Origin of the sequence: Leifsonia sp. fls2-241-R2A-40a (assembly GCF_030209575.1) — a bacterium.
Taxonomy (GTDB): Bacteria; Actinomycetota; Actinomycetes; order Actinomycetales; family Microbacteriaceae; genus Leifsonia.
Window position 1 is genome coordinate 1,862,086 of sequence record NZ_JARVRS010000001.1, and the last position, 17,959, is coordinate 1,880,044.

Genomic DNA, 17,959 nt, shown 5'->3' on the forward strand with positions numbered 1-17,959 from the left:
TCACCCGATCAGCGGTGCGGATCACACAATCGTGAACGGCCCCGGACAGTGTTCGCCCGGGAATCATTCGGTGCGCTTCAGCGTGCCGCCGCGCACTCGACATGAACCCAGGAAGAACATTCATGCCCGGATACAACAACGACCGACGATCGCAGCAGCCGTCCCGAGGCGGAGCGCCGAAGAACGGCAGCCGCAGCCCCAAGCACCGCGGCTACCGCGCCGAGGAGCCGGCCGACGGTAAGAAGGCCCGCTGGACCGCGGATGACCGCGCCGCCCGCGGCCGTTCCGTCTACGGCGCACGCGACGACAACGCCGGCCGCGGCCGCACCGAGCGCCCCAACTGGGAGCCGCGCGGCAAGGACGCACGCCGCACCGAGCGGGTGTGGGAGGAGCGCTCGCCGCGCCAGGACCGCCCCCGTCGCGACGGAGACGACCGTCCGCGTCGTCAGTTCGACGACCGCGCCGACCGTCCGCGTCGTGACTTCGGCGACCGTGACCGCACCGACCGTCCGCGTCGCGACGCCGACGACCGTCCGCGCCGTCAGTTCGACGACCGCGCAGACCGACCGCGCCGTGACTTCGGTGACCGTGACCGGACCGAGCGTCCGCGTCGCGACGCCGACGAGCGTCCGCGTCGTGAGTACGGCGACCGGACCGAGCGTCCGCGTCGCGAGTACGACGACCGTCCCCGTCGCGACTTCGGCGACCGCGCCGACCGTCCCCGTCGCGATTTCGGCGACCGTGACCGGACCGAGCGTCCGCGTCGCGCGTACGACGACCGTCCGCGTCGCGACTTCGGTGACCGCGCCGAGCGTCCCCGTCGCCCGTTCGACGACCGCGCCGAGCGTCCCCGTCGTGACTCCTCCTTCTACCCGTCGCGCGACGAGAAGCCGGCCTTCACGCCGACCGACGACGTCGTGCTCGAGCGCCTGCAGGCCGACGCCATCCAGGCGGAGGACGTCGAAGGCGTGACCTTCGCCGACCTCGGTCTCGGCGGCAACATCGTCCGCGCGCTGGCCGAGCTCGGCGCCGACCGGCCGTTCCCGATCCAGGCGGCTACGCTCCCCGACGTGCTCGCCGGCAAGGACGTGCTCGGCCGTGGCCGTACCGGCTCCGGTAAGACCATCGCCTTCGGCGCACCGCTCGTCGAGCGTCTGATGAAGCAGTGGGCGGAGCAGGGCAAGTCCGGCGGCAAGCGCCAGCTGGGCCGCGCACCGCGCGCGCTCATCCTCGCCCCGACGCGCGAGCTCGCTCTGCAGATCGACCGCACCGTCCAGCCGATCGCCCGCAGTGTCGGCCTCTTCACCACGCAGATCTACGGCGGCGTGCCGCAGGGCCGCCAGGTCGGCGCGCTGCAGCGCGGGGTCGACATCGTGATCGGCACCCCCGGCCGCATCGAGGACCTCCTCGAGCAGGGCCGCCTGGACCTCAGCGAGGTCATGGTCACCGTCCTCGACGAGGCCGACCACATGTGCGACCTCGGCTTCCTGGAGCCGGTGCAGCGCATCCTGCGCCAGACCTCGGACGGCGGCCAGAAGCTGCTGTTCTCGGCCACCCTCGACTCGGGTGTCGCGCAGCTGGTGGACGAGTTCCTCGTCGAGCCGGCCGTGCACGAGGTGGCGGGCGAGGACCAGGCGTCCTCGACCATCGACCACCGCGTGCTCGTCATCGAGCACCGCGACAAGGGCGCCATCATCGAGCAGCTCGCGGACCGCGACGGCAAGACCCTCGTCTTCGCCCGCACCCGCGCCTTCGCCGAGATGCTCGCCGAGCAGCTGGACGATGCCGGCATCCCGGCCGTCAGCCTGCACGGCGACCTGAACCAGTCCCGCCGGACGCGCAACCTGGCCCAGCTGACCAGCGGCCGCGTGAACGTGCTGGTGGCGACGGATGTGGCCGCCCGCGGCATCCACGTCGACGACATCGACCTGGTGATCCAGGCCGACGCGCCGGACGAGTACAAGACGTACCTGCACCGCTCGGGCCGTACCGGCCGCGCCGGCAAGCAGGGAACCGTCGTCACGCTCATCCCGCGTCAGCGTCAGCGCCGCATGACCGAGCTGCTGGGCCGCGCCGAGATCGAAGCCGAGTTCGTGCCCACCGCTCCCGGCGACGACCTGCTCCTCACCATCGCGCAGTAGTCCCGCCGCCGAGCACAGGAGAACCGCCCTCGACACGCTGTGTCGGGTGGCGGTTTTCCTGTTCTCGGGGGCCGGGGATCAGCCTGGTTCGCCGGGCTGCGGTGGGACCAGGGTGAACCGGCCGTCGTCGTCCGCGTCCCCGCTCGCGGCGCGCGCGAACGCAGCGAAGGCCCTGGTCGCGGCCTCTCGCTCCTCTGGCGGCATCGCGGCGAACACGTCGGCGATCGCTTGTCGCCGGTGCCCGATGACGTGCTCCACGAGGCGTCTGCCCCGGCGCGTCAGGGTGAGCCGGACGTAGCGGCGGTCAGCAGGGTGTTCGCGGCGCTCCACGAGCCCGGCACGCACGAGCTTGTCGCTCAGGCGGGTCGCGTTGGAGGCGTGGATGCCGAGTTCGGCGGCAACGTCGCCCGGTGTCTGAGGTCCGTGCCGCGCCATCAGGACCAGTACTCGCAACTGGGGCGATGTCACGGTGTCTTCGACTTCCATGACCGACCGAGCGGCCACCCGCATCAGCACGTCCGCTGCGCGCAGCGCTGCCTCCAACTGTTCCTCGTCGCCCACAGATCCTTTCTATCGCAAATCCATTGCGTCGACGCAAGACTTCCCAGTATCCGGCTATGTTCATCAGTCCTGGACGGTGAGATAATTGCGCTATCGCAATCAAGGAGGCGGTGACCATGGTCCAGCAGAACGAACGCGACGGACTCGAAGGCCGCTACACGCAGGCGGATCCGGAGGCGCCGGAAGAACGGCGCGTCCACGGGCAGTACACAGAGCGGGAGGGCGTCGGGCCGGACGTCGAGGTGTCCGGAACCTACATCGGGGCGGAGCGCGACGGCGAGGAACCGCTCGTGCGGAGCACCCACCACCGCGGCGGCAACTACCCCAAGTCCGAGCACGACAAGTGACGCTCCGCGCCGGGATCACGCGTCGTCGTCGCCCCGATCCCGGTGCAGCGCGCCCTTCACGCGTTCGACGCCCTCGGTGACGAGGGAGGCGGCGGAGTCCTTGATCGCGCCGAGACCCTCGGGGTCGCCCTTCAGCAGCGCCTTCGCCGTGTTCACGGCGAACTCCGCCGTGATCTGCGGCGGGAGCGGCGGCACGTTCTTGCTCGTGTGCGCGTCGATGAGCGTGACGCCGCGATGGGCGAAGGCAGCGTCCCACGCCGCCTCGATGTCGTCGTCCTTCTCCACTGTGATGCCGTTGAAGCCCAGCAGGCGCGCCCACCCGGCGTAGTCGACGGACTCGACGTCCTGCGCGGTCGGCCACAGCGGGTTGCCGTCCTCGGTGCGCATCTCCCACGAGACCTGCGTCAGATCGTCGTTGTGCAGTACCAGCACGATGAACGTCGGATCCGACCAGCGCGACAAGTACTTCTTGATCGTGATCAGCTCGTTCATGCCGAGCATCTGGAAGGCGCCGTCGCCGATCGTGCACACCACGGTCCGGTCCGGGTACCCGAACTTCGCCGCCTCGGCGTACGGCATCGCCGCCAGCATCGTGGCGAGCCGACCGGACAGATCGCCGCGCATCCCGTCGTGCATCCGGATGTAGTGGCCGTACCAGTCGGCGGTCGTGCCCGCGTCCGCCGTGACGATCGCACCGGCCGGGAGGCGCTTGTTCAGCTCGCGGAACACCCTCCGGGGGTTCACGCCGTCGTCGTACGCCTGGTCCGCCTGGGCGTCGAGCTCTTCGTCCCAGTCGCGCATCCCGCTCGCGACCTTCTCCTGCCAGGACAGGTCGGCCTTCTGCGTCAGGAGCGGGATCAGGCCCCGCAGCGCCGTCTTCACGTCGGCCCAGATGCTCACCTCGGTCGGGTAGCGCAGGCCCAGCTGTTCGGGCCGCAGGTCGATCTGCACGGCACGGGCCTGACCTGACGCCGGCAGGAACTGACCGTACGGGTAGTTGGTGCCGAGCAGCACGAGGGTGTCGCAGTCCTTCATCTGGGCGGAACTCGCCCGCGATCCCAGCAGGCCCAGTTGCTGCGTGTGGAACGGGACATCCGACGGTACGACCTGCTTGCCGCGCAGCGACGTGACGATCCCGGCCCCGGCGAGCCGCGCGGCCTCGAGCACCTCGTCCGTCGCGCCGTTCGCGCCGTGACCGACGAGGAACGTGACACGTTCGCCGGCGTTGATGAGGTCCGCAGCGGCCTGCAGCTGCTCCGGGGGCGGCGCGATCGCCGTGGAGGGCGCGACCGCGCTCGACCGCGAGACCCACATCTCCGCCTTCGGCTCGGTCATCTTCTCGCCCTGCACGTCGTGCGGGAGGACGATCACGCACGGCTGCAGCCGGGTGATCGCGGTCCGGAAGGCGGTGTCCACCACGGCCTGTGCCTGGGCGGGCGAGACGATCGTCTGCACATACGCGGCGACATCCGCGAAGGTGCGCTCGAGGTTGCTCTCCTGCTGGTTGAAGGTCCCCAGCGAGTCGAGGCCCTGCTGGCCGACGATGGCGACGACCGGCTGGTTGTCCATCTTCGCGTCGTACAGCCCGTTGATCAGGTGGAAGCCGCCGGGGCTCGACGTCGCGATGCACACACCCACCTCGCCGGTGAACTTGGCGTGCGCGGTCGCCATGAGCGCCGCGATCTCCTCGTGCGTCGGCCGGATGTACTCCAGCCCCTCGCCGTCGCGCTCCGCCTTCCCGAGCGCGCCGTCGAACTCGCCGATGCCGTCGCCGGGGAAGCCGAACACCCTCCGCACGCCCCAGTCCCGGATGCGCTGGATCACGAAATCGCTCACCGTCGTCGCCATGCTGTCTCCTCGTCGTTCTCGTTCTGAGCGGTCAGTCGTGCGACTGCGCCGCAGCCGCCTCGCGGAAGCGCGCCCGCGGGTCCTTCGCGGTCCCCACCGGCGCGGTATCGCGCGGCGTCAGCCCGTTGCCCACCCAGCCGAGCACCAGCCGGAACCGCCGCGCCACGCTGGGCAGCGCGATGGCGTGGTACACCTTGTCGACCGCCCACGCCGCGACGCCGCGCAGCGGGATCCCCCGCACCACGGCCGCGCCGCGCATCCCGCTGTAGCTGGCGAGCGTGCCGAGCGTGCGGTGCCGGTACTCGACCAGGTCCTGGCCGGCCGCGGCCCTGCGGAGGTTCTCGGCCAGGACCCGCGCCTCGCGGATCGCGTTCTGCGCGTTCGGCGGATAGTAGGCCGGCTGCTTCCCGGCCGTCAGGTCGGGCACCTGCGCGTCGTCGCCGAGCGCCCAGACGCCGTCGATCGGGGTGCCGTCGTCGTCGACCGCCTGCAGGCGGGCATTGCACTGAACGTGACCCTTCGGGCCGCGCGGTGCGTCGGTCCGGTCGAGGATCGGGTTCGGCGTGACACCCGCCACCCAGACGAGCGTGTCGGCCGGATGCGTCTCGCCGTTGCTGAGCACCACTTCGCCGTTCTCGCAGCTCTTCATCTCGGTGTGGAGCAGCACGCGGATGCCCCGGCGCCGCAGCAGCTTCAGAGTCCACGCGGACAGCTGCGGGGGGAGTTCGGCGGCGATCCGTCCGGCGGCCTCGATGAGGAGCCACTCCATCCGCTCGCCGTCGAGCTCAGGGAACCGGTCGAGCTGGTTGCTCGCGAGGCGCTGCAACTCGGCGATCGCCTCCACGCCCGTGTACCCGCCTCCGACGAAGACGAAGGTCAGTGCGCGTCTCCGCTCGGCCGCGTCGCGGGTGGATGCGGCGAAGCGGATGCGCTCGAGAACGTGATCACGCAGGAAGGCGGCCTCCTCGATGCTCGAGAAGCCGATGGCGTTCTCGGCGAGACCTGGGATCGGCAGCGTCTTGGTGACGGCGCCCAGGGCGAACACGACGTGGTCGTAGTGCAGGGCGCGCTGGGTGCCGTCGAGGGCGCGCACGACCGCGACCTTCGCTCCAGTGTCCACCGACTCGAGCGCCCCGGCCACCAGCTCGGCGTTCTTCAGCGGCCGCCGGAGCGGCACCGCCGTCTCACGCGGCTGCGTCTCGCCACCGGCCACCTCGGGCAGCAGGGGCTTGTAGGTGAGGGAGGGCTCCGCCTCGACCACGGTCAGCCGCAGCCGATGGGCGGCGGCGTCGCGTCGAAGCGCGCGGGCCAGCGTGAACCCGGCGAATCCTGCGCCGAGAACCAGGATGTGCGGTTCGGTCATGTGCTCACTCCTCACCAGCCCCGATCGGGATGCGGCCCTGCGTCGTCGTGGCGTCGCCCGACAGCAGGTGGAAGGCGCTGCGCACGAGCGCGAAGTGGCTGAACGCCTGCGGCATGTTGCCGAGCTGACGGGCACTGGCCGGGTCCCACTCCTCGCTCAGCAGCCCGACGTCGTTGCGGAGGTCGAGCAGCCGCGTGAACAGGGCCTCCCCTTCGTCCTGGCGTCCTGCGCCGATCAGCGCGTCGACCAGCCAGAACGAGCAGGCGATGAACACGCCCTCCCCGCCCGGGAGCCCGTCGTCGCTGGCCTGCGGCCGGTAGCGGAGCACGAGGCCGTTCTCGGTGAGGTCCTCCTGGATCGCGTCGATCGTCCCGATCACCCGCTTGTCGTCCGCCGGAAGGAAGCCGACGCGCGGGATCAGCAGCAGCGACGCATCCAGCTCCTTCGACCCGTACGCCTGGACGAAGGTGTTGCGCTTGGCGTCGTAGCCGTTGGCGAGGATGTCGCGGCGGATCTCCGCGCGGAGCCGTTCCCAGCGGCGGACCGGTCCGGGCAGGTCGTAGCTGCGGGCGCCGTCGATCATCCGGTCGACCGCCACCCAGGCCATCACCTTCGAATAGGTGAAGTGACGGCGCGGTCCGCGCATCTCCCAGAGTCCGTTGTCCGGTTCCTTCCAGCGGTCGGCCAGATGCTCGACCAGGCTGCGCTGCACGTTCCAGGCGTCGTCGTCGCCCGAACCGATCGTGGAGCGGGTCAGCGCGAGGCCGTCGAGCACCTCGCCCCAGACGTCCAGCTGCAGCTGTTCGGAGGCGGCGTTGCCGATCCGGACGGGCGCGGAGCCCTCGTAGCCGGAGAGCCAGTCGATCGTCTCCTCGGGGAGCCGCCGCCTGCCGTCCAGGCCGTACATGATCCGCAGGTCTGCCGGATCGCCGGCCACGGCGCGCACCAGCCAGTCGCGCCAGGCGCTGGCCTCCTCCGTGTAGCCCGCGGTGAGCAGGGACTGCAGTGCGAGGGTCGCATCCCGCAGCCAGCAGAAGCGGTAGTCCCAGTTGCGTGGGCCGCCGAGCTGCTCCGGGAGGGACGTCGTCGGGGCCGCGACGATGCCGCCCGTGGGGATGTACGTGAGCGCCTTGAGGGTGACGAGCGACCGCTGGATGGCGTCCTTGTGCGGGCCGTAGGCGGTGCTCTTCGCGCTCCACCGGCTCCAGTACAGGTCGGTGGCGGCGAGTGCCTCCTCCGCATCCACCGGACTCGGCTCGGGGTCGTGGCTCGGGAACCAGGTCAGCACGAAGGCGACCCGGTCGCCCGGCGACACGGTGAAATCGGCCACGGTCCGCAGGTCGCGTCCCTCCAGGGGGACATCCGCCGTGACGAGCACCGCGTCCGGGCCGGCGACCGCACGCACGCCGTCCTCGGTCTTCGTCACCCAGGGCACGACCTGGCCGTAGTCGAAGCGGAGCACGAGCTCGGTGCGCATCGGCACCGTCCCCGAAACGCCCTCCACGATGCGGACCAGGTCTGCCGCCTCGTCGCGCACCGGCATGAAGTCGATGACGCGGACGTGCCCGTCCGCGGTCTCCCACTCGGTCTCCAGGATCAGCGTGTCACCCTGGTAGCGCCGCCGAGTGCATTTCCCGGAGCCGACGGGCGACATCAGCCAGCGCCCGGCGTCGTCGGTGTCGAGCAGGCCGGCGAAGCAGGCGGGGGAGTCGAACCGGGGCAGGCACAGCCAGTCGATCGACCCGTCGGTCGCCACCATGGCGGCAGTGTGGAGGTCGCCGATCATGGCGTAGTCCTCGATCCGGCTGGACGTCACAGTCCCGGGCCGCCGTGCATGATGCCGCCGTCGACGAACACTGTCGTCGCTGTCATGTACTTCGCGGCGTCGGAGACGACGAAGGCGACCACATCCCCGAGCTGGGACGGTTCGGCCACCTCCCGCAGCGGGATGGAGTTCTCCAGCTTCTGCCGCAGCGAGTCGTCCTTCATCGTGGCCGCGTTGATCGGCGTGTCGACGGCGCCCGGCGCGACGCTGACCACGCGCACGCCCTGGGGGCCGAGCTCGACCCCGGCGGTGCGCGTGAGCATCCGCATCCCGCCCTTCGACACGCAGTAGCTGATGTTGCCGGGCATCGGCCAGTCCTCGTGCACCGACGACACGTTGACGACGATGCCGCCGGACCCCTGCTCGATGAACCGCTTCGCGGCCCGCTGGGTGCCGAACACCGCGCTCTTGAGGTTGACGGCCATGACCGTGTCGAACGTCTCCTCGTCCACCTCCAGGATGCTGTGCCGCTTCTCGATGCCCGCGTTGTTGATGAAGGCGTCCAGCCGTCCGAACTCGTCGACGGCGGTGCCGATCAACTTGTCTATTCCGGCCGTGGTCGAGACATCGGCCTCGACCCCGATCGCCCGTCCGCCGGCGGCGGTGATCTCCTTCACCAGGTCGGCGGTGTCCTCGGGCTGGGCGACATAGTCGATGACGACCGCGGCGCCCGCCGCCGCCAGGGACCGCACGATGGCCGCCCCGATCCCGCTGTTGCCGCCGGTGACGACGACGCTCTTCCCGTGCAGCTCCACGAGCACCTCCCTCGGATCAGCCCCCATTGAACGCTGTCGCCGGGTAAATACAACGGCTGCTGCGAGGGCTGGAAGAATCGCGCGAACCGCTCGCGGGAGGTGTACGCGATGTCGATGCCCAGCTGCCGGCGTGGACGAGGTGGCGAGTCGCCGCGCCCCGGAAGGCCGTATTCTCATCATGGGTTAGACCCGTTTCAGCGAAGAAGAGGAGCGCCATGAGCTACGCCGTGACCAATCCCGCCACCGGCGAGACGGTCAAGACCTTCGACACCATCAGCGACGCCGACTTGGAGGCTGCGATCGCCGCAGCCGACAATGCGTTCCGCACGTGGTCGCGTTCGACCACCGGGCAGGAGCGTGCCGCGCTCGTCCGGCGTGTCGGCGAACTCCACTCCGAGCGGCGCCAGCAGCTCGCCGACATCATCGTGGAGGAGATGGGCAAGCCGGTCGAGCAGGCGCTCGCCGAGGTCGACTTCGCCGCCGCGATCTACGAGTACTACGCGGACAACGCCGACGAGTTCCTCAAGGACGAGCCGATCCAGCTGCTCGACGGCACCGGTTCAGCGGTGGTCCGCCGCTCCGCGCTCGGCGTGCTGCTCGGCATCATGCCGTGGAACTTCCCGTACTACCAGGTCGCCCGCTTCGCCGGACCGAACCTCGTGATCGGCAACACCATCCTGCTGAAGCACGCGGAGCAGTGCCCCGAGTCGGCGGCGGCCATCCAGCAGATCTTCCTCGACGCCGGCTTCCCGGAGGGCGCGTACGTCAACATCTACGCCAGCCACCCGCAGATCGAGAAGGTCATCGCCGACCCGCGCGTGCAGGGCGTGTCGCTGACCGGTTCGGAGCGCGCCGGCGCCAAGGTCGCCGAGATCGCGGGCCGCAACCTCAAGAAGGTCGTGCTCGAACTCGGCGGGTCCGACCCGTTCATCCTGCTGTCGACGGACGACCTGGACGCCGCCGTGCAGAACGCGGTGGACGCTCGCCTCGACAACAGCGGCCAGTCCTGCAACGCCGCCAAGCGGTTCGTCGTCATCGACGAGCTGTACGAGCCCTTCCTGTCGAAGTTCACCGAGAAGCTCGCCGAGGTGGAGGCGTCCGACCCGACCTCCGAGGACTCCGCGCTGGGCCCGCTCTCGTCGCTCAAGGCGGCCGAGAACCTCGACGAGCAGGTGAAGCGCGCCGTCGAGAACGGCGCGAAGCTGGTGCGCGGCGGCGGCCGCAACGGCGCCTTCTTCGAGACCACGGTGCTGACGGATGTCACCCCGGAGAACCCCGCCTCGAAGGAGGAGTTCTTCGGCCCGGTCGCCCAGGTGTTCCGCGCCAAGGACGAGCAGGAGGCGGTCCGCATCGCCAACGACACCCCGTTCGGCCTGGGTTCGTACCTGTACACCACCGACAAGGAGCAGGCCTCCCGCGTCGCCGACCAGATCGAGGCCGGAATGGTCTTCGTCAACGTGGTCCTCGCGGACGGCGCCGAGCTGCCCTTCGGCGGCGTGAAGCGCTCCGGTTCGGGCCGTGAGCTCGGCCGCTTCGGCGCCGACGAGTTCGTCAACAAGAAGCTCATCCGCGTCGGAAACGACTGGTAAAGGCTCCTCTTCGCGTTCCAGCAGGCGCGTCATCCTCCCGGGGGATGCGCGGAGCGCGCCGACCTGGTCGGATCGGACTCATGCCCGTTCCGACCACCCGCCGGCCGCCCGCGCTCTCGACGTACCTCGGACTTGCGGCGATCGCGGTCGCCGGCGGCCTGCTCGCGTCCGTTCCCGCTCTCGTCGCCGGGGAGGCCGTCGGCTACCTCGAGGCGTGGCTGCGCGGGGGCACTGTGGATCCGACGTGGAACGACGGCGACGCCGTGGTGGCCTTCACAGCGGCCGCCGTCGTCGTGGTGATCATGGCGGCCGTGGCCGTCGGGAGCGCGATCGCGGCGCGACGGAGGAGCCTCCATCCCGCCGGCTCCGCGGTCGCCGCGGTGGCCGTTGCGGCAGGCATCGCAGCGCTTCCGTATGTCCTCTTTCTGCCCGGGGGCTGAGGCGACGGCCGAAGTCCTGTAGTCTGGCGGGACTCCTGTCGGACGATGACGTCTCTGATCGGAGCGATTTGAGCGCACCGCTGAAGAGAAGCGCAGCGCACCAGTACCCGCGGCACCGCCGCGAAAGGATGAATATCACCCCCTCCGTACGGCATCTGAAGCCGTCCAGTCTTCCGGCTGAGGCCCCCGCCTCGCTGTCGATCCCCCGCGACCGGTTCCTCCGTGTCGCGGTCCACCCCGTCCGCGCTGTCTGCGCGGCGAACGGGGCCGCTCAATTCGGCCCCCAATACAAATAAGAAGGAAGAAACGATGGCCACAGGTACCGTCAAATGGTTCAGCACGGAGAAGGGCTACGGGTTCATCGCCCCGGATGACGGCACGGCCGACGTCTTCGCCCACTTCAGCGAGATCGCGTCGCAGGGCGAGTTCCGCAACCTGACCGAGAATCAGAAGGTCGAGTACGAGGTGACCCGCGGCCCGAAGGGCCTCCAGGCATCCAACATCCGACCGGTCTGACCGGTCCTGATGCGGGGCCGGGTATCCCGGCCCCGCATCCCCTTCGAGCGACGCACCGCGATCTCGGTGCTGATGTCCAGGAATGGCGCATACGCTCACATCATCTAGGGCGTGAAGCCCAACTCCTCGGCTGGGAAGTCGTCTGACACCAGCGGAGGCGCAGCTTGACTGCAACTGTTCTCGGCCCCATCCGGCCAACCAAAGCTCGCTCAGGTAAGCCGTCGATGACGAGCAGCTACAGCGAACTTCTCGGCCAGGTCCGTGCCGAAGGACTGCTCGAACGCCGTCGCGGTTTCTACATCGCGATGTTCTCGGGCGTCGCCATCGCCCTGGTCGGCGCGTTCGCCGGCCTCATCCTGCTGGGCGACTCCTGGTTCACGCTCCTGATCGCCGCGGCGCTCGGGATCATCTTCACCCAGTTCGCCTTCCTGGCGCACGAGGCGTCGCACCGTCAGGTCTTCACCTCGGGGCCCGCCAACGACCGTGCCGGCCGCTTCGTCGCGACCTGGCTCGTCGGCATGAGCTACCAGTGGTGGATGACGAAGCACACCCGCCACCACGCCAATCCGAACACGATCGGCAAGGACCCGGACATCGCTCGCGACACCGTCTCGTTCACCGAGGCCGACGCGGCGCGATCCACCGGCCTGCTGCGGGTGCTGACGCGCCGGCAGGGCTACCTGTTCTTCCCGCTCCTGCTGCTCGAAGGCGTCAACCTCCACGTGACCTCTCTGCGGTCGCTCCTGAGCAAGGAGCCCGTGCCGGGTCGTGCCAAGGAGCTCACGGCGATCGTCGTGCGCTTCGGCATCTACGTCAGCGCGATCTTCCTGCTGCTCCCCGTCGGCGTCGCGTTCGCCTTCCTCGGCGTCCAGCTCGCCGTCTTCGGCCTCTACATGGGGGCCTCGTTCGCGCCTAACCACAAGGGGATGCCGCAGCTGCCCGAGGGCTCGCGCGTCGACTTCCTCGACAAGCAGGTCCGCACCTCCCGCAACATCACCGGCGGATGGTGGATGAACCTGCTGATGGGCGGCCTCAACCACCAGGTCGAGCACCACCTCTTCCCGAGCATGCCGCGACCCCACCTGGCCCGCGCCCGCCGGCTCACGATGGCGCACTGCGCCGGCCACGACATCCCGTACACGGAGACCACGCTGGTGCGGTCGTACGGCATCGTCATCCGGTACCTGAATCGCGTCGGACTCGCCGCTCGCGACCCGTTCGACTGCCCGGTCGCCGGAACGTACCGCCGGGCCTGACGCCCGCGACGAGCGGTACTTCGGTCACCCCGGAATCGTGCGCGGTGGCGTACGTTTAGGGCTGGAGGTGCTCGATGGGTTTCATGGTGTACGACAGCAGCACACAGATCTCGTTCGACGATCGCGTGCTCGCGCACCTCGAAGTGGTGATCGTCTCGAAGCTGCGCCGCAAGGAGTCCTTCGCTCTCAGCTGGCGTGAGACGCCCGAGAACGGCGACGGCCGGACGACCATCTGGATCGACCCGTCCATCCCTCTCCGCTTCCGTTTCAGCGGATCCCGTCCGCCGGCACTCGACCGCGACTGGATCGAGCACCTCGCTGCCGCGGCCGCCAGCTCCTCCGGCCTGATCGCCGTCGATGAGACCGGGCAGCAGGTCACGGCCACCACGCACGAGCGCGGGCTGTAGGCGCGAGCGCCTACTCGGGGATCTGCTCGATCGCGTGCCGCGCCATCGCCGCCATGCGGGGGTTGTCGTCGGAGGCGGTGGCCAGAGCGGTGGACATCGTCACCGCCCAGCCGCGCGCACGTCGCCAGGTCGCCGCATCGGGCGGCGACGGGAGCTCTCGCCGGAAGCGCTCGCGCGCATCCCCGTCGAAGGTCAGCCACGCGGTGGCCAGGTCCGTCGCCGGATCGCCGGAGGTCACATCGCCGAAGTCGACCACCGCAGCCAGGCCGCCCTCCGGCGTGAGCAGCAGGTTGCCTGGATGCAGGTCGCCGTGGAGGAGCAGCGGAGGTCCTGCCCACGGCGGGGCCTCGAGCGCGTCGCGCCAGGCGTCCTCGAGGTCGGCCACCTCCATGCGACCGGAGAGCGAGCGCAGCCGGAGGCCCACCGCCTCGTGGCGTGCGGCGAGCGGCACCCCGCGCACGGGATTGTGAGGCGCGTCCGGAGCCGGCACCGCCAGCTCGCCGAGGAAGCGGGCCAGCGGTTCGGCGAGGCCGGCGCGCTCGGCGGCGCCGACCGACGCGCCGTCCGTCCCGTCGAACCACTCGACGATGCTCCACGGCCAGGGGAAGGCCGCCGAGGGTGCGCCCACCCGCACGGGCACCGGAACCGGCACGCTGACCCGCGCGGCGATACCGGGCAGCAGGCTCTGCTCGTGCTCGATGAGGTGCGCGGCCACCTCCCGTCGCGGTATGCGTACGGCCAGGTGCTCGCCGAGGCGGTACAGCTGGTTGTCCCAGCCGTCGGAGACCAGGCGGAGTTCTCCCGGGAGATCGGGATGCTGCTCGGCGATCAGCCGGGCGACCAGCTCGGTGTCGGTGCGGATGTCCGCGGGGGGCGTGTCGCTCACCGCTCGACGGTAGCAGGACGCCTCAGCCAGCCGAGGCGGCTGCAGCGATTGCGCGTCCGCCGCCTGCAAGCGCACGATCATTGCGTGCAGCGTCAAACTCATGCGAGTTCATTGTGAAAGCATGTCCGACGGAGGATCCATGACCCAGAAGCCCGCTCAGTCCCACGACCGCATGCACGCCGTGACGCCGGAGACCCGCGAACTCGTCGACCTGGTGCTCGACTACTCCCGGCGCCGCATCCTCAGCGAGGACACGCCGCTCGACAAGCCGTTGCCGGAGTTCGAGCTGCGCCGGCTCGCCGGTCAGACCGTCTCCGAGAACGGGATCGGCGCCGAACGCGCGCTCGCCCTGTTCGAGCACGTCCTGGCCCCGGCGTGCATCACGACCGACCACCCGCGCTACCTGTCGTTCATCCCGACGGCGCCCACCAAGGCCGCGACCGCGTTCGACCTGGTCGTCTCGGCGAGCGCCGTCTACGGCGGATCGTGGCTCGAGGGATCCGGGGCCGTCTACGCCGAGAACCAGGTGCTCGCGTGGCTGACCGCCGAATTCGGCCTTCCGTCGACGGCGGGCGGCGTCTTCGTGCAGGGCGGGACGCTCGGCAACCTGTCCGCGCTGGTCGCGGCGCGCGATGCGGCCCGCACGGAGCGCGGCAACCCGTCCGGCCGCTGGGTGATCGTGTGCAGTTCGGAAGCCCACTCCTCCGTCTCGTCCGCGGCTCGCGTGATGGATGTCGATGTGGTCGCCGTCTCTCCCGGCGAGACCGGCGTGCTCACGGGGGATGCGGTCCGCCCGGCACTGGAGGAGTACGGGGATGCGGTGTTCGCGGTCGTCGTCACCGGCGGCTCCACCAACTTCGGCATCGTCGACGACATCGCCTCCGTCGCCGCGCTCAAGGCGGACTTCTCGTTCTGGCTGCACGTGGACGGCGCCTACGGGCTCGCGGGGATGCTGTCGCCGCTGGCCCGGGACCGCTTCCGGGGCGTCGAGCACGCCGACTCCGTCATCGTCGACCCGCACAAGTGGCTCTTCGCCCCGTTCGACGCGTGCGCGCTCATCTACCGCGACCCGGAGGCGGGACGCCGCGCGCACACTCAGCACGCCGAGTACCTCGACACACTGACCGAGAACAACGAGTGGAGCCCGTCGGACTACGCCGCGCACCTCACCCGGCGGGCACGCGGTCTCCCGTTCTGGTTCTCGCTGGCCTCGCACGGCGCTGTCGCCTATCGCGACGCGGTCACCGCGTCCATCCGTCTCGCCGGGCAGATCGCCGAGGAGATCGAGCGGCGCGAGGGCTTCCGCCTGGTGCGCCACCCGCAGCTGTCGGTCGTCGTCTTCGAGCGGGAGGGCTGGACGAAGGAGGACTACGCCGTGTGGTCCGCCCGGCTGCTGGAGGACCAGCGCGCGTTCGTCACGCCCAGCTCCCACGCGGGGCGGCCGAACACGCGCTTCGCGATCCTGAACCCGCTGACCACCTTCGACGACCTGGTGGGCATCCTCGACACCATGGAGTGAAGCTCGCCCGCTGACGCCTTAAAGCAGAAGGCCCCGTGCCGTGAGCACGGGGCCTTCTGCGTTCAGAGGGGTATCAGACGATGTCGTCCGACTCGCCCGTCCGGCGGGTCACTCGCTCGCCCGTCGCAGGATCTACGGCGGTGCGGGTGGTGGCGACGGAGGTGCGACGCCGGGTGAGAAGCACGATCCCGATGATGATGCCGATGAGACCGGCGATCATCAGGATGTACCCCACCAGGTGAAGGTCGATCCAGGTGACCTGGAAGTTCAGCGCGAACGCGAGGATCGCGCCGATGACCACCAGGAATATACCTGCGCCGAGACTCATGGGGTTTCCTTCGGGCTAAACCCGACGGCTCCCCGTGAGCAGCCGCACGAGCCACACGATGACGGCCAGCACGAGCAGGATGATTCCCACCCAGAGCAGGAAGTTCAGCGAGGAAACGAACCCACCGGTGAGCAGCAGGATGATCGCGATGATCGCGACGATGATGAGCAGGATGTTCATGGAGAAAGTGTCCTTTCCTTGACGCCGTCCACACAACAACTGCTTCAATTGCCTAGCAATCCCCTTGACTTCAGGTTCGTTTAGGCCTAGCTGAGCGCTCGGAGGCGATCCGGTCGACGGTCTGCCGCATCTTCGTCAGGAATTTCGTGACGGTCTCGGCTTCGTCGGGGCTCAGCTCGGCGGTCGCTGCGGCCAGCTGTTGCTGTGCGGCGGCGAGCAGCGGACCGGTGTCGCCGAGTGCGGCTCGAGTGGGGATCAGCTCGACCGAGCGCTTGTCCTTCCGGCTGGGCCGGCGTTCCACGAATCCGGCGCGAGCGAGCCGATCCACGAGCAGGGTGGTGGATGCGCTGGACACGCCCAGGTAGGCGCTGATGTCCTTCGCGAACGTCGGGCGGCTCATGGCGGAGTTGTCGAGGATGAGCCGGAGGGCCAGCAGATCGTTCTCGCCGATCCCCATGGCCGCGCCGGTACGCCGCCGCATGGCTGCTTCGGCTGCCCGGTAGACCTGCAACGCTTCGAGCACAGCCGTGTCCGGCCGGGGCGTCTCAGGTTCGTGCGTCACCTTCTCCAGTCATGCCCAGTGCGGGCGAATTCGCAACGGGGGTGTACCCGACTGTCGGCGGATTCACGGACACAAGTTGGGCGCGTATGCTCGCGCGGTGGACGAACGAGTGCTTCTCGACCGCTACGAGCTCCAGGACCGTCTGGGCCGTGGTGGCATGGCGACGGTCTTCCGCGCGCTCGACCGGCGCCTGGACCGCGAGGTCGCCGTCAAGGTGTTCGCCTCGGGAACGGCAGTGGATGATGCGCGTCGCCGCACGGAGGCGACCATGCTGGCCCGGCTCAGCCATCCGCATCTGGTGTCGCTGCACGATGCGCACCTGGCGTCGGACGGCGACACCACCCCCACCTTCCTGGTGATGGAGCTGGTGGACGGCGAGGACCTGCGCACGAGGCTCGAACGCGGTCCGCTTCCGGCGGAAGAGGCCGTGGAGGTCGCGGTCGGGATCGCGGAGGCGCTCGTCGTCGTGCACGACGCGGGAATGGTGCACCGCGACCTGAAGCCGGGCAACATCCTCCTCGCGGACGCCAGCGTCCCGGGCGGACGGCAGGTCGTCAAGCTCGCCGATTTCGGGATCGCGCACCTCGTGGGATCGGAGCGCATCACCACGATCGGCACCGTGATCGGCACGGCGGGCTACCTGAGCCCCGAGCAGATCTTCGGCGGCGAGCCCGGGCCCGCGGCCGACATCTACTCGCTCGGCCTGGTGGTGCTAGAGGCTCTGACGGGGGCGCGGGAGTACCCGGGCAGCCCCGTCGAGGCGGTGGCGGCGCGCGCCGCACGCGACCCGCACATCCCGTCGTCGCTGCCCGAGGACTGGCGCGGCCTCCTCGGCGCGATGACGACGCGTGATGCGGCTCTGCGCCCGACGGCGCTCGAGGTCGCCGTGATGGCGCGCGAACTGGCGCCGCAGCTGGCCGGATGGGTGCCGGAGGCGGCCGCAGACGTCGAGACGGTCGCCATGACCGCGCCCGCGGTCGCGGCGGGAGCCCTGGGCGCACCGCTCGGGGCGCAGGCTGCGGAAGCGGCCCCCACGCGTGTCCTGCCGGTCGCTCGTGACACGAGGCGACGACGTCGGGGCCTGCTGGTCACCGGTGTGGTGGGTGGTGCCGTCGTCGCGGTGGTGTCGGCGCTCACCCTGGGCAGCCTCCTCGCCCCGGCGGAGGAGACGCCGGGGACCGGCCCGACCACTCCGCGGCCGACTCCGACCGTGGTCGCGCCCGCATCGACGGTGGCACCCGCCGAGAACACCGTGCAGACGCCTGCCCCGCAACAGGTCGCGCCGACGACGGAGACCGGCCCTGCCGAGCCCGCGAAACCGGCACCCGCCAACCCCAAACCGGAGAAGAGCAAGCCGGACAAGCCCGGAAAGGGCGGGCCTTCGAACAAAGGCAAGCACTGACCCGCTTCCGCCCTCGCCGGTCCGCCGGTACTGT

18 protein-coding genes are annotated in these 17,959 nt (G+C 70.0%); 9 read left to right on the forward strand and 9 right to left on the reverse strand.

From position 1 onward, the window contains the following. Positions 1-122: 122 nt before the first annotated feature. Positions 123-2,141, forward strand: coding sequence for a DEAD/DEAH box helicase (locus tag QRN40_RS09355; protein WP_285115321.1), 2,019 nt, complete (start codon positions 123-125; stop codon positions 2,139-2,141). A 78-nt stretch (positions 2,142-2,219) separates the two neighbouring features. Here the strand turns inward: QRN40_RS09355 and QRN40_RS09360 are convergent, their stop codons facing one another. Next, a complete protein-coding gene (locus tag QRN40_RS09360) occupies positions 2,220-2,702 on the reverse strand; it encodes a MarR family winged helix-turn-helix transcriptional regulator (RefSeq protein ID WP_285115322.1) in 483 nt (160 codons plus the stop codon). A gap of 116 nt (positions 2,703-2,818) precedes the next feature. Between QRN40_RS09360 and QRN40_RS09365 the strand changes: the two genes are divergently transcribed. Next, positions 2,819-3,049, forward strand: a complete 231-nt coding sequence (locus tag QRN40_RS09365; protein ID WP_285115323.1) for a hypothetical protein — start codon at positions 2,819-2,821, stop codon at positions 3,047-3,049. Positions 3,050-3,064: 15 nt separating this feature from the next. Here QRN40_RS09365 and QRN40_RS09370 read toward each other — a convergent pair whose 3' ends face one another. From QRN40_RS09370 to QRN40_RS09385, 4 genes are read right to left on the reverse strand one after another with little or no spacing between them, the layout of a single operon-like run. Beyond that, on the reverse strand, positions 3,065-4,897 hold the full coding sequence (locus tag QRN40_RS09370) for a thiamine pyrophosphate-requiring protein (protein WP_285115325.1): 1,833 nt from the start codon (positions 4,895-4,897) through the stop codon (positions 3,065-3,067). Between the two features lie 31 nt (positions 4,898-4,928). Continuing rightward, positions 4,929-6,260, reverse strand: coding sequence for an NAD(P)/FAD-dependent oxidoreductase (locus QRN40_RS09375; protein WP_285115326.1), 1,332 nt, complete (start codon positions 6,258-6,260; stop codon positions 4,929-4,931). A gap of 4 nt (positions 6,261-6,264) precedes the next feature. Next, complete coding sequence (locus QRN40_RS09380; protein ID WP_285115327.1) at positions 6,265-8,076, reverse strand: glycoside hydrolase family 15 protein; 1,812 nt, start codon at positions 8,074-8,076, stop codon at positions 6,265-6,267. Next, positions 8,073-8,840, reverse strand: a complete 768-nt coding sequence (locus tag QRN40_RS09385; protein ID WP_285115328.1) for a glucose 1-dehydrogenase — start codon at positions 8,838-8,840, stop codon at positions 8,073-8,075. The genes QRN40_RS09380 and QRN40_RS09385 overlap by 4 nt, the downstream gene beginning before the upstream one ends. Positions 8,841-9,055: 215 nt before the next feature. Between QRN40_RS09385 and QRN40_RS09390 the strand changes: the two genes are divergently transcribed. The 5 genes from QRN40_RS09390 (at position 9,056) to QRN40_RS09410 (ending at position 13,048) form a co-directional block, all read left to right on the forward strand. Beyond that, positions 9,056-10,429, forward strand: coding sequence for an NAD-dependent succinate-semialdehyde dehydrogenase (locus QRN40_RS09390; protein WP_285115329.1), 1,374 nt, complete (start codon positions 9,056-9,058; stop codon positions 10,427-10,429). Between the two features lie 80 nt (positions 10,430-10,509). Next, positions 10,510-10,869, forward strand: coding sequence for a hypothetical protein (locus QRN40_RS09395; RefSeq protein ID WP_285115330.1), 360 nt, complete (start codon positions 10,510-10,512; stop codon positions 10,867-10,869). 309 nt (positions 10,870-11,178) lie between these two features. Next, the gene (locus QRN40_RS09400) at positions 11,179-11,385 is read left to right on the forward strand and encodes a cold-shock protein (RefSeq protein ID WP_285115331.1); all 207 of its coding nucleotides are present in this window, start codon (positions 11,179-11,181) and stop codon (positions 11,383-11,385) included. Positions 11,386-11,609: 224 nt separating this feature from the next. Further along, positions 11,610-12,641 carry a fatty acid desaturase family protein gene (locus tag QRN40_RS09405; protein WP_285115332.1) on the forward strand — a complete coding sequence of 344 codons (1,032 nt, stop codon included), beginning with the start codon at positions 11,610-11,612 and terminating at the stop codon, positions 12,639-12,641. Positions 12,642-12,715: 74 nt separating this feature from the next. After that, positions 12,716-13,048, forward strand: coding sequence for a DUF7882 family protein (locus QRN40_RS09410; RefSeq protein ID WP_285115333.1), 333 nt, complete (start codon positions 12,716-12,718; stop codon positions 13,046-13,048). A 10-nt stretch (positions 13,049-13,058) separates the two neighbouring features. Here the strand turns inward: QRN40_RS09410 and QRN40_RS09415 are convergent, their stop codons facing one another. Next, a complete protein-coding gene (locus tag QRN40_RS09415; RefSeq protein WP_285115334.1) occupies positions 13,059-13,934 on the reverse strand; it encodes an aminoglycoside phosphotransferase family protein in 876 nt (291 codons plus the stop codon). 121 nt (positions 13,935-14,055) lie between these two features. On the opposite strand from QRN40_RS09415, the gene QRN40_RS09420 reads away from it, so the two are divergent. Then, on the forward strand, positions 14,056-15,453 hold the full coding sequence (locus QRN40_RS09420) for a pyridoxal phosphate-dependent decarboxylase family protein (RefSeq protein WP_502878908.1): 1,398 nt from the start codon (positions 14,056-14,058) through the stop codon (positions 15,451-15,453). Between the two features lie 73 nt (positions 15,454-15,526). Here QRN40_RS09420 and QRN40_RS09425 read toward each other — a convergent pair whose 3' ends face one another. The 3 genes from QRN40_RS09425 to QRN40_RS09435 all read right to left on the reverse strand — a co-directional run bounded on the left by QRN40_RS09425 (position 15,527) and on the right by QRN40_RS09435 (position 16,523). Beyond that, positions 15,527-15,781, reverse strand: a complete 255-nt coding sequence (locus QRN40_RS09425; RefSeq protein ID WP_285115336.1) for a DUF6458 family protein — start codon at positions 15,779-15,781, stop codon at positions 15,527-15,529. Positions 15,782-15,796: 15 nt separating this feature from the next. After that, positions 15,797-15,961 carry a hypothetical protein gene (locus tag QRN40_RS09430; RefSeq protein ID WP_285115337.1) on the reverse strand — a complete coding sequence of 55 codons (165 nt, stop codon included), beginning with the start codon at positions 15,959-15,961 and terminating at the stop codon, positions 15,797-15,799. Positions 15,962-16,031: 70 nt separating this feature from the next. Continuing rightward, positions 16,032-16,523, reverse strand: coding sequence for a MarR family winged helix-turn-helix transcriptional regulator (locus tag QRN40_RS09435; protein WP_285115338.1), 492 nt, complete (start codon positions 16,521-16,523; stop codon positions 16,032-16,034). 97 nt (positions 16,524-16,620) lie between these two features. Here QRN40_RS09435 and QRN40_RS09440 point away from each other — a divergent pair, with 97 nt between their 5' ends. Continuing rightward, a complete protein-coding gene (locus tag QRN40_RS09440) occupies positions 16,621-17,925 on the forward strand; it encodes a serine/threonine-protein kinase (protein ID WP_285115339.1) in 1,305 nt (434 codons plus the stop codon). Positions 17,926-17,959: the final 34 nt, after the last annotated feature.

Excerpts from the sequence above, each read along its gene's own strand:
- QRN40_RS09390 (WP_285115329.1), top strand. The coding sequence starts at position 9,056 with ATGAGCTACGCCGTGACCAATCCCGCCACCGGCGAGACGGTCAAGACC.
- QRN40_RS09370 (WP_285115325.1), bottom strand. The coding sequence starts at position 4,897 with ATGGCGACGACGGTGAGCGATTTCGTGATCCAGCGCATCCGGGACTGG.
- QRN40_RS09400 (WP_285115331.1), top strand. The coding sequence starts at position 11,179 with ATGGCCACAGGTACCGTCAAATGGTTCAGCACGGAGAAGGGCTACGGG.
- QRN40_RS09395 (WP_285115330.1), top strand. The coding sequence starts at position 10,510 with ATGCCCGTTCCGACCACCCGCCGGCCGCCCGCGCTCTCGACGTACCTC.
- QRN40_RS09375 (WP_285115326.1), bottom strand. The coding sequence starts at position 6,260 with ATGACCGAACCGCACATCCTGGTTCTCGGCGCAGGATTCGCCGGGTTC.
- QRN40_RS09430 (WP_285115337.1), bottom strand. The coding sequence starts at position 15,961 with ATGAACATCCTGCTCATCATCGTCGCGATCATCGCGATCATCCTGCTG.
- QRN40_RS09420 (WP_502878908.1), top strand. The coding sequence starts at position 14,056 with ATGTCCGACGGAGGATCCATGACCCAGAAGCCCGCTCAGTCCCACGAC.
- QRN40_RS09410 (WP_285115333.1), top strand. The coding sequence starts at position 12,716 with ATGGGTTTCATGGTGTACGACAGCAGCACACAGATCTCGTTCGACGAT.
- QRN40_RS09355 (WP_285115321.1), top strand. The coding sequence starts at position 123 with ATGCCCGGATACAACAACGACCGACGATCGCAGCAGCCGTCCCGAGGC.
- QRN40_RS09365 (WP_285115323.1), top strand. The coding sequence starts at position 2,819 with ATGGTCCAGCAGAACGAACGCGACGGACTCGAAGGCCGCTACACGCAG.
- QRN40_RS09405 (WP_285115332.1), top strand. The coding sequence starts at position 11,610 with ATGACGAGCAGCTACAGCGAACTTCTCGGCCAGGTCCGTGCCGAAGGA.
- QRN40_RS09425 (WP_285115336.1), bottom strand. The coding sequence starts at position 15,781 with ATGAGTCTCGGCGCAGGTATATTCCTGGTGGTCATCGGCGCGATCCTC.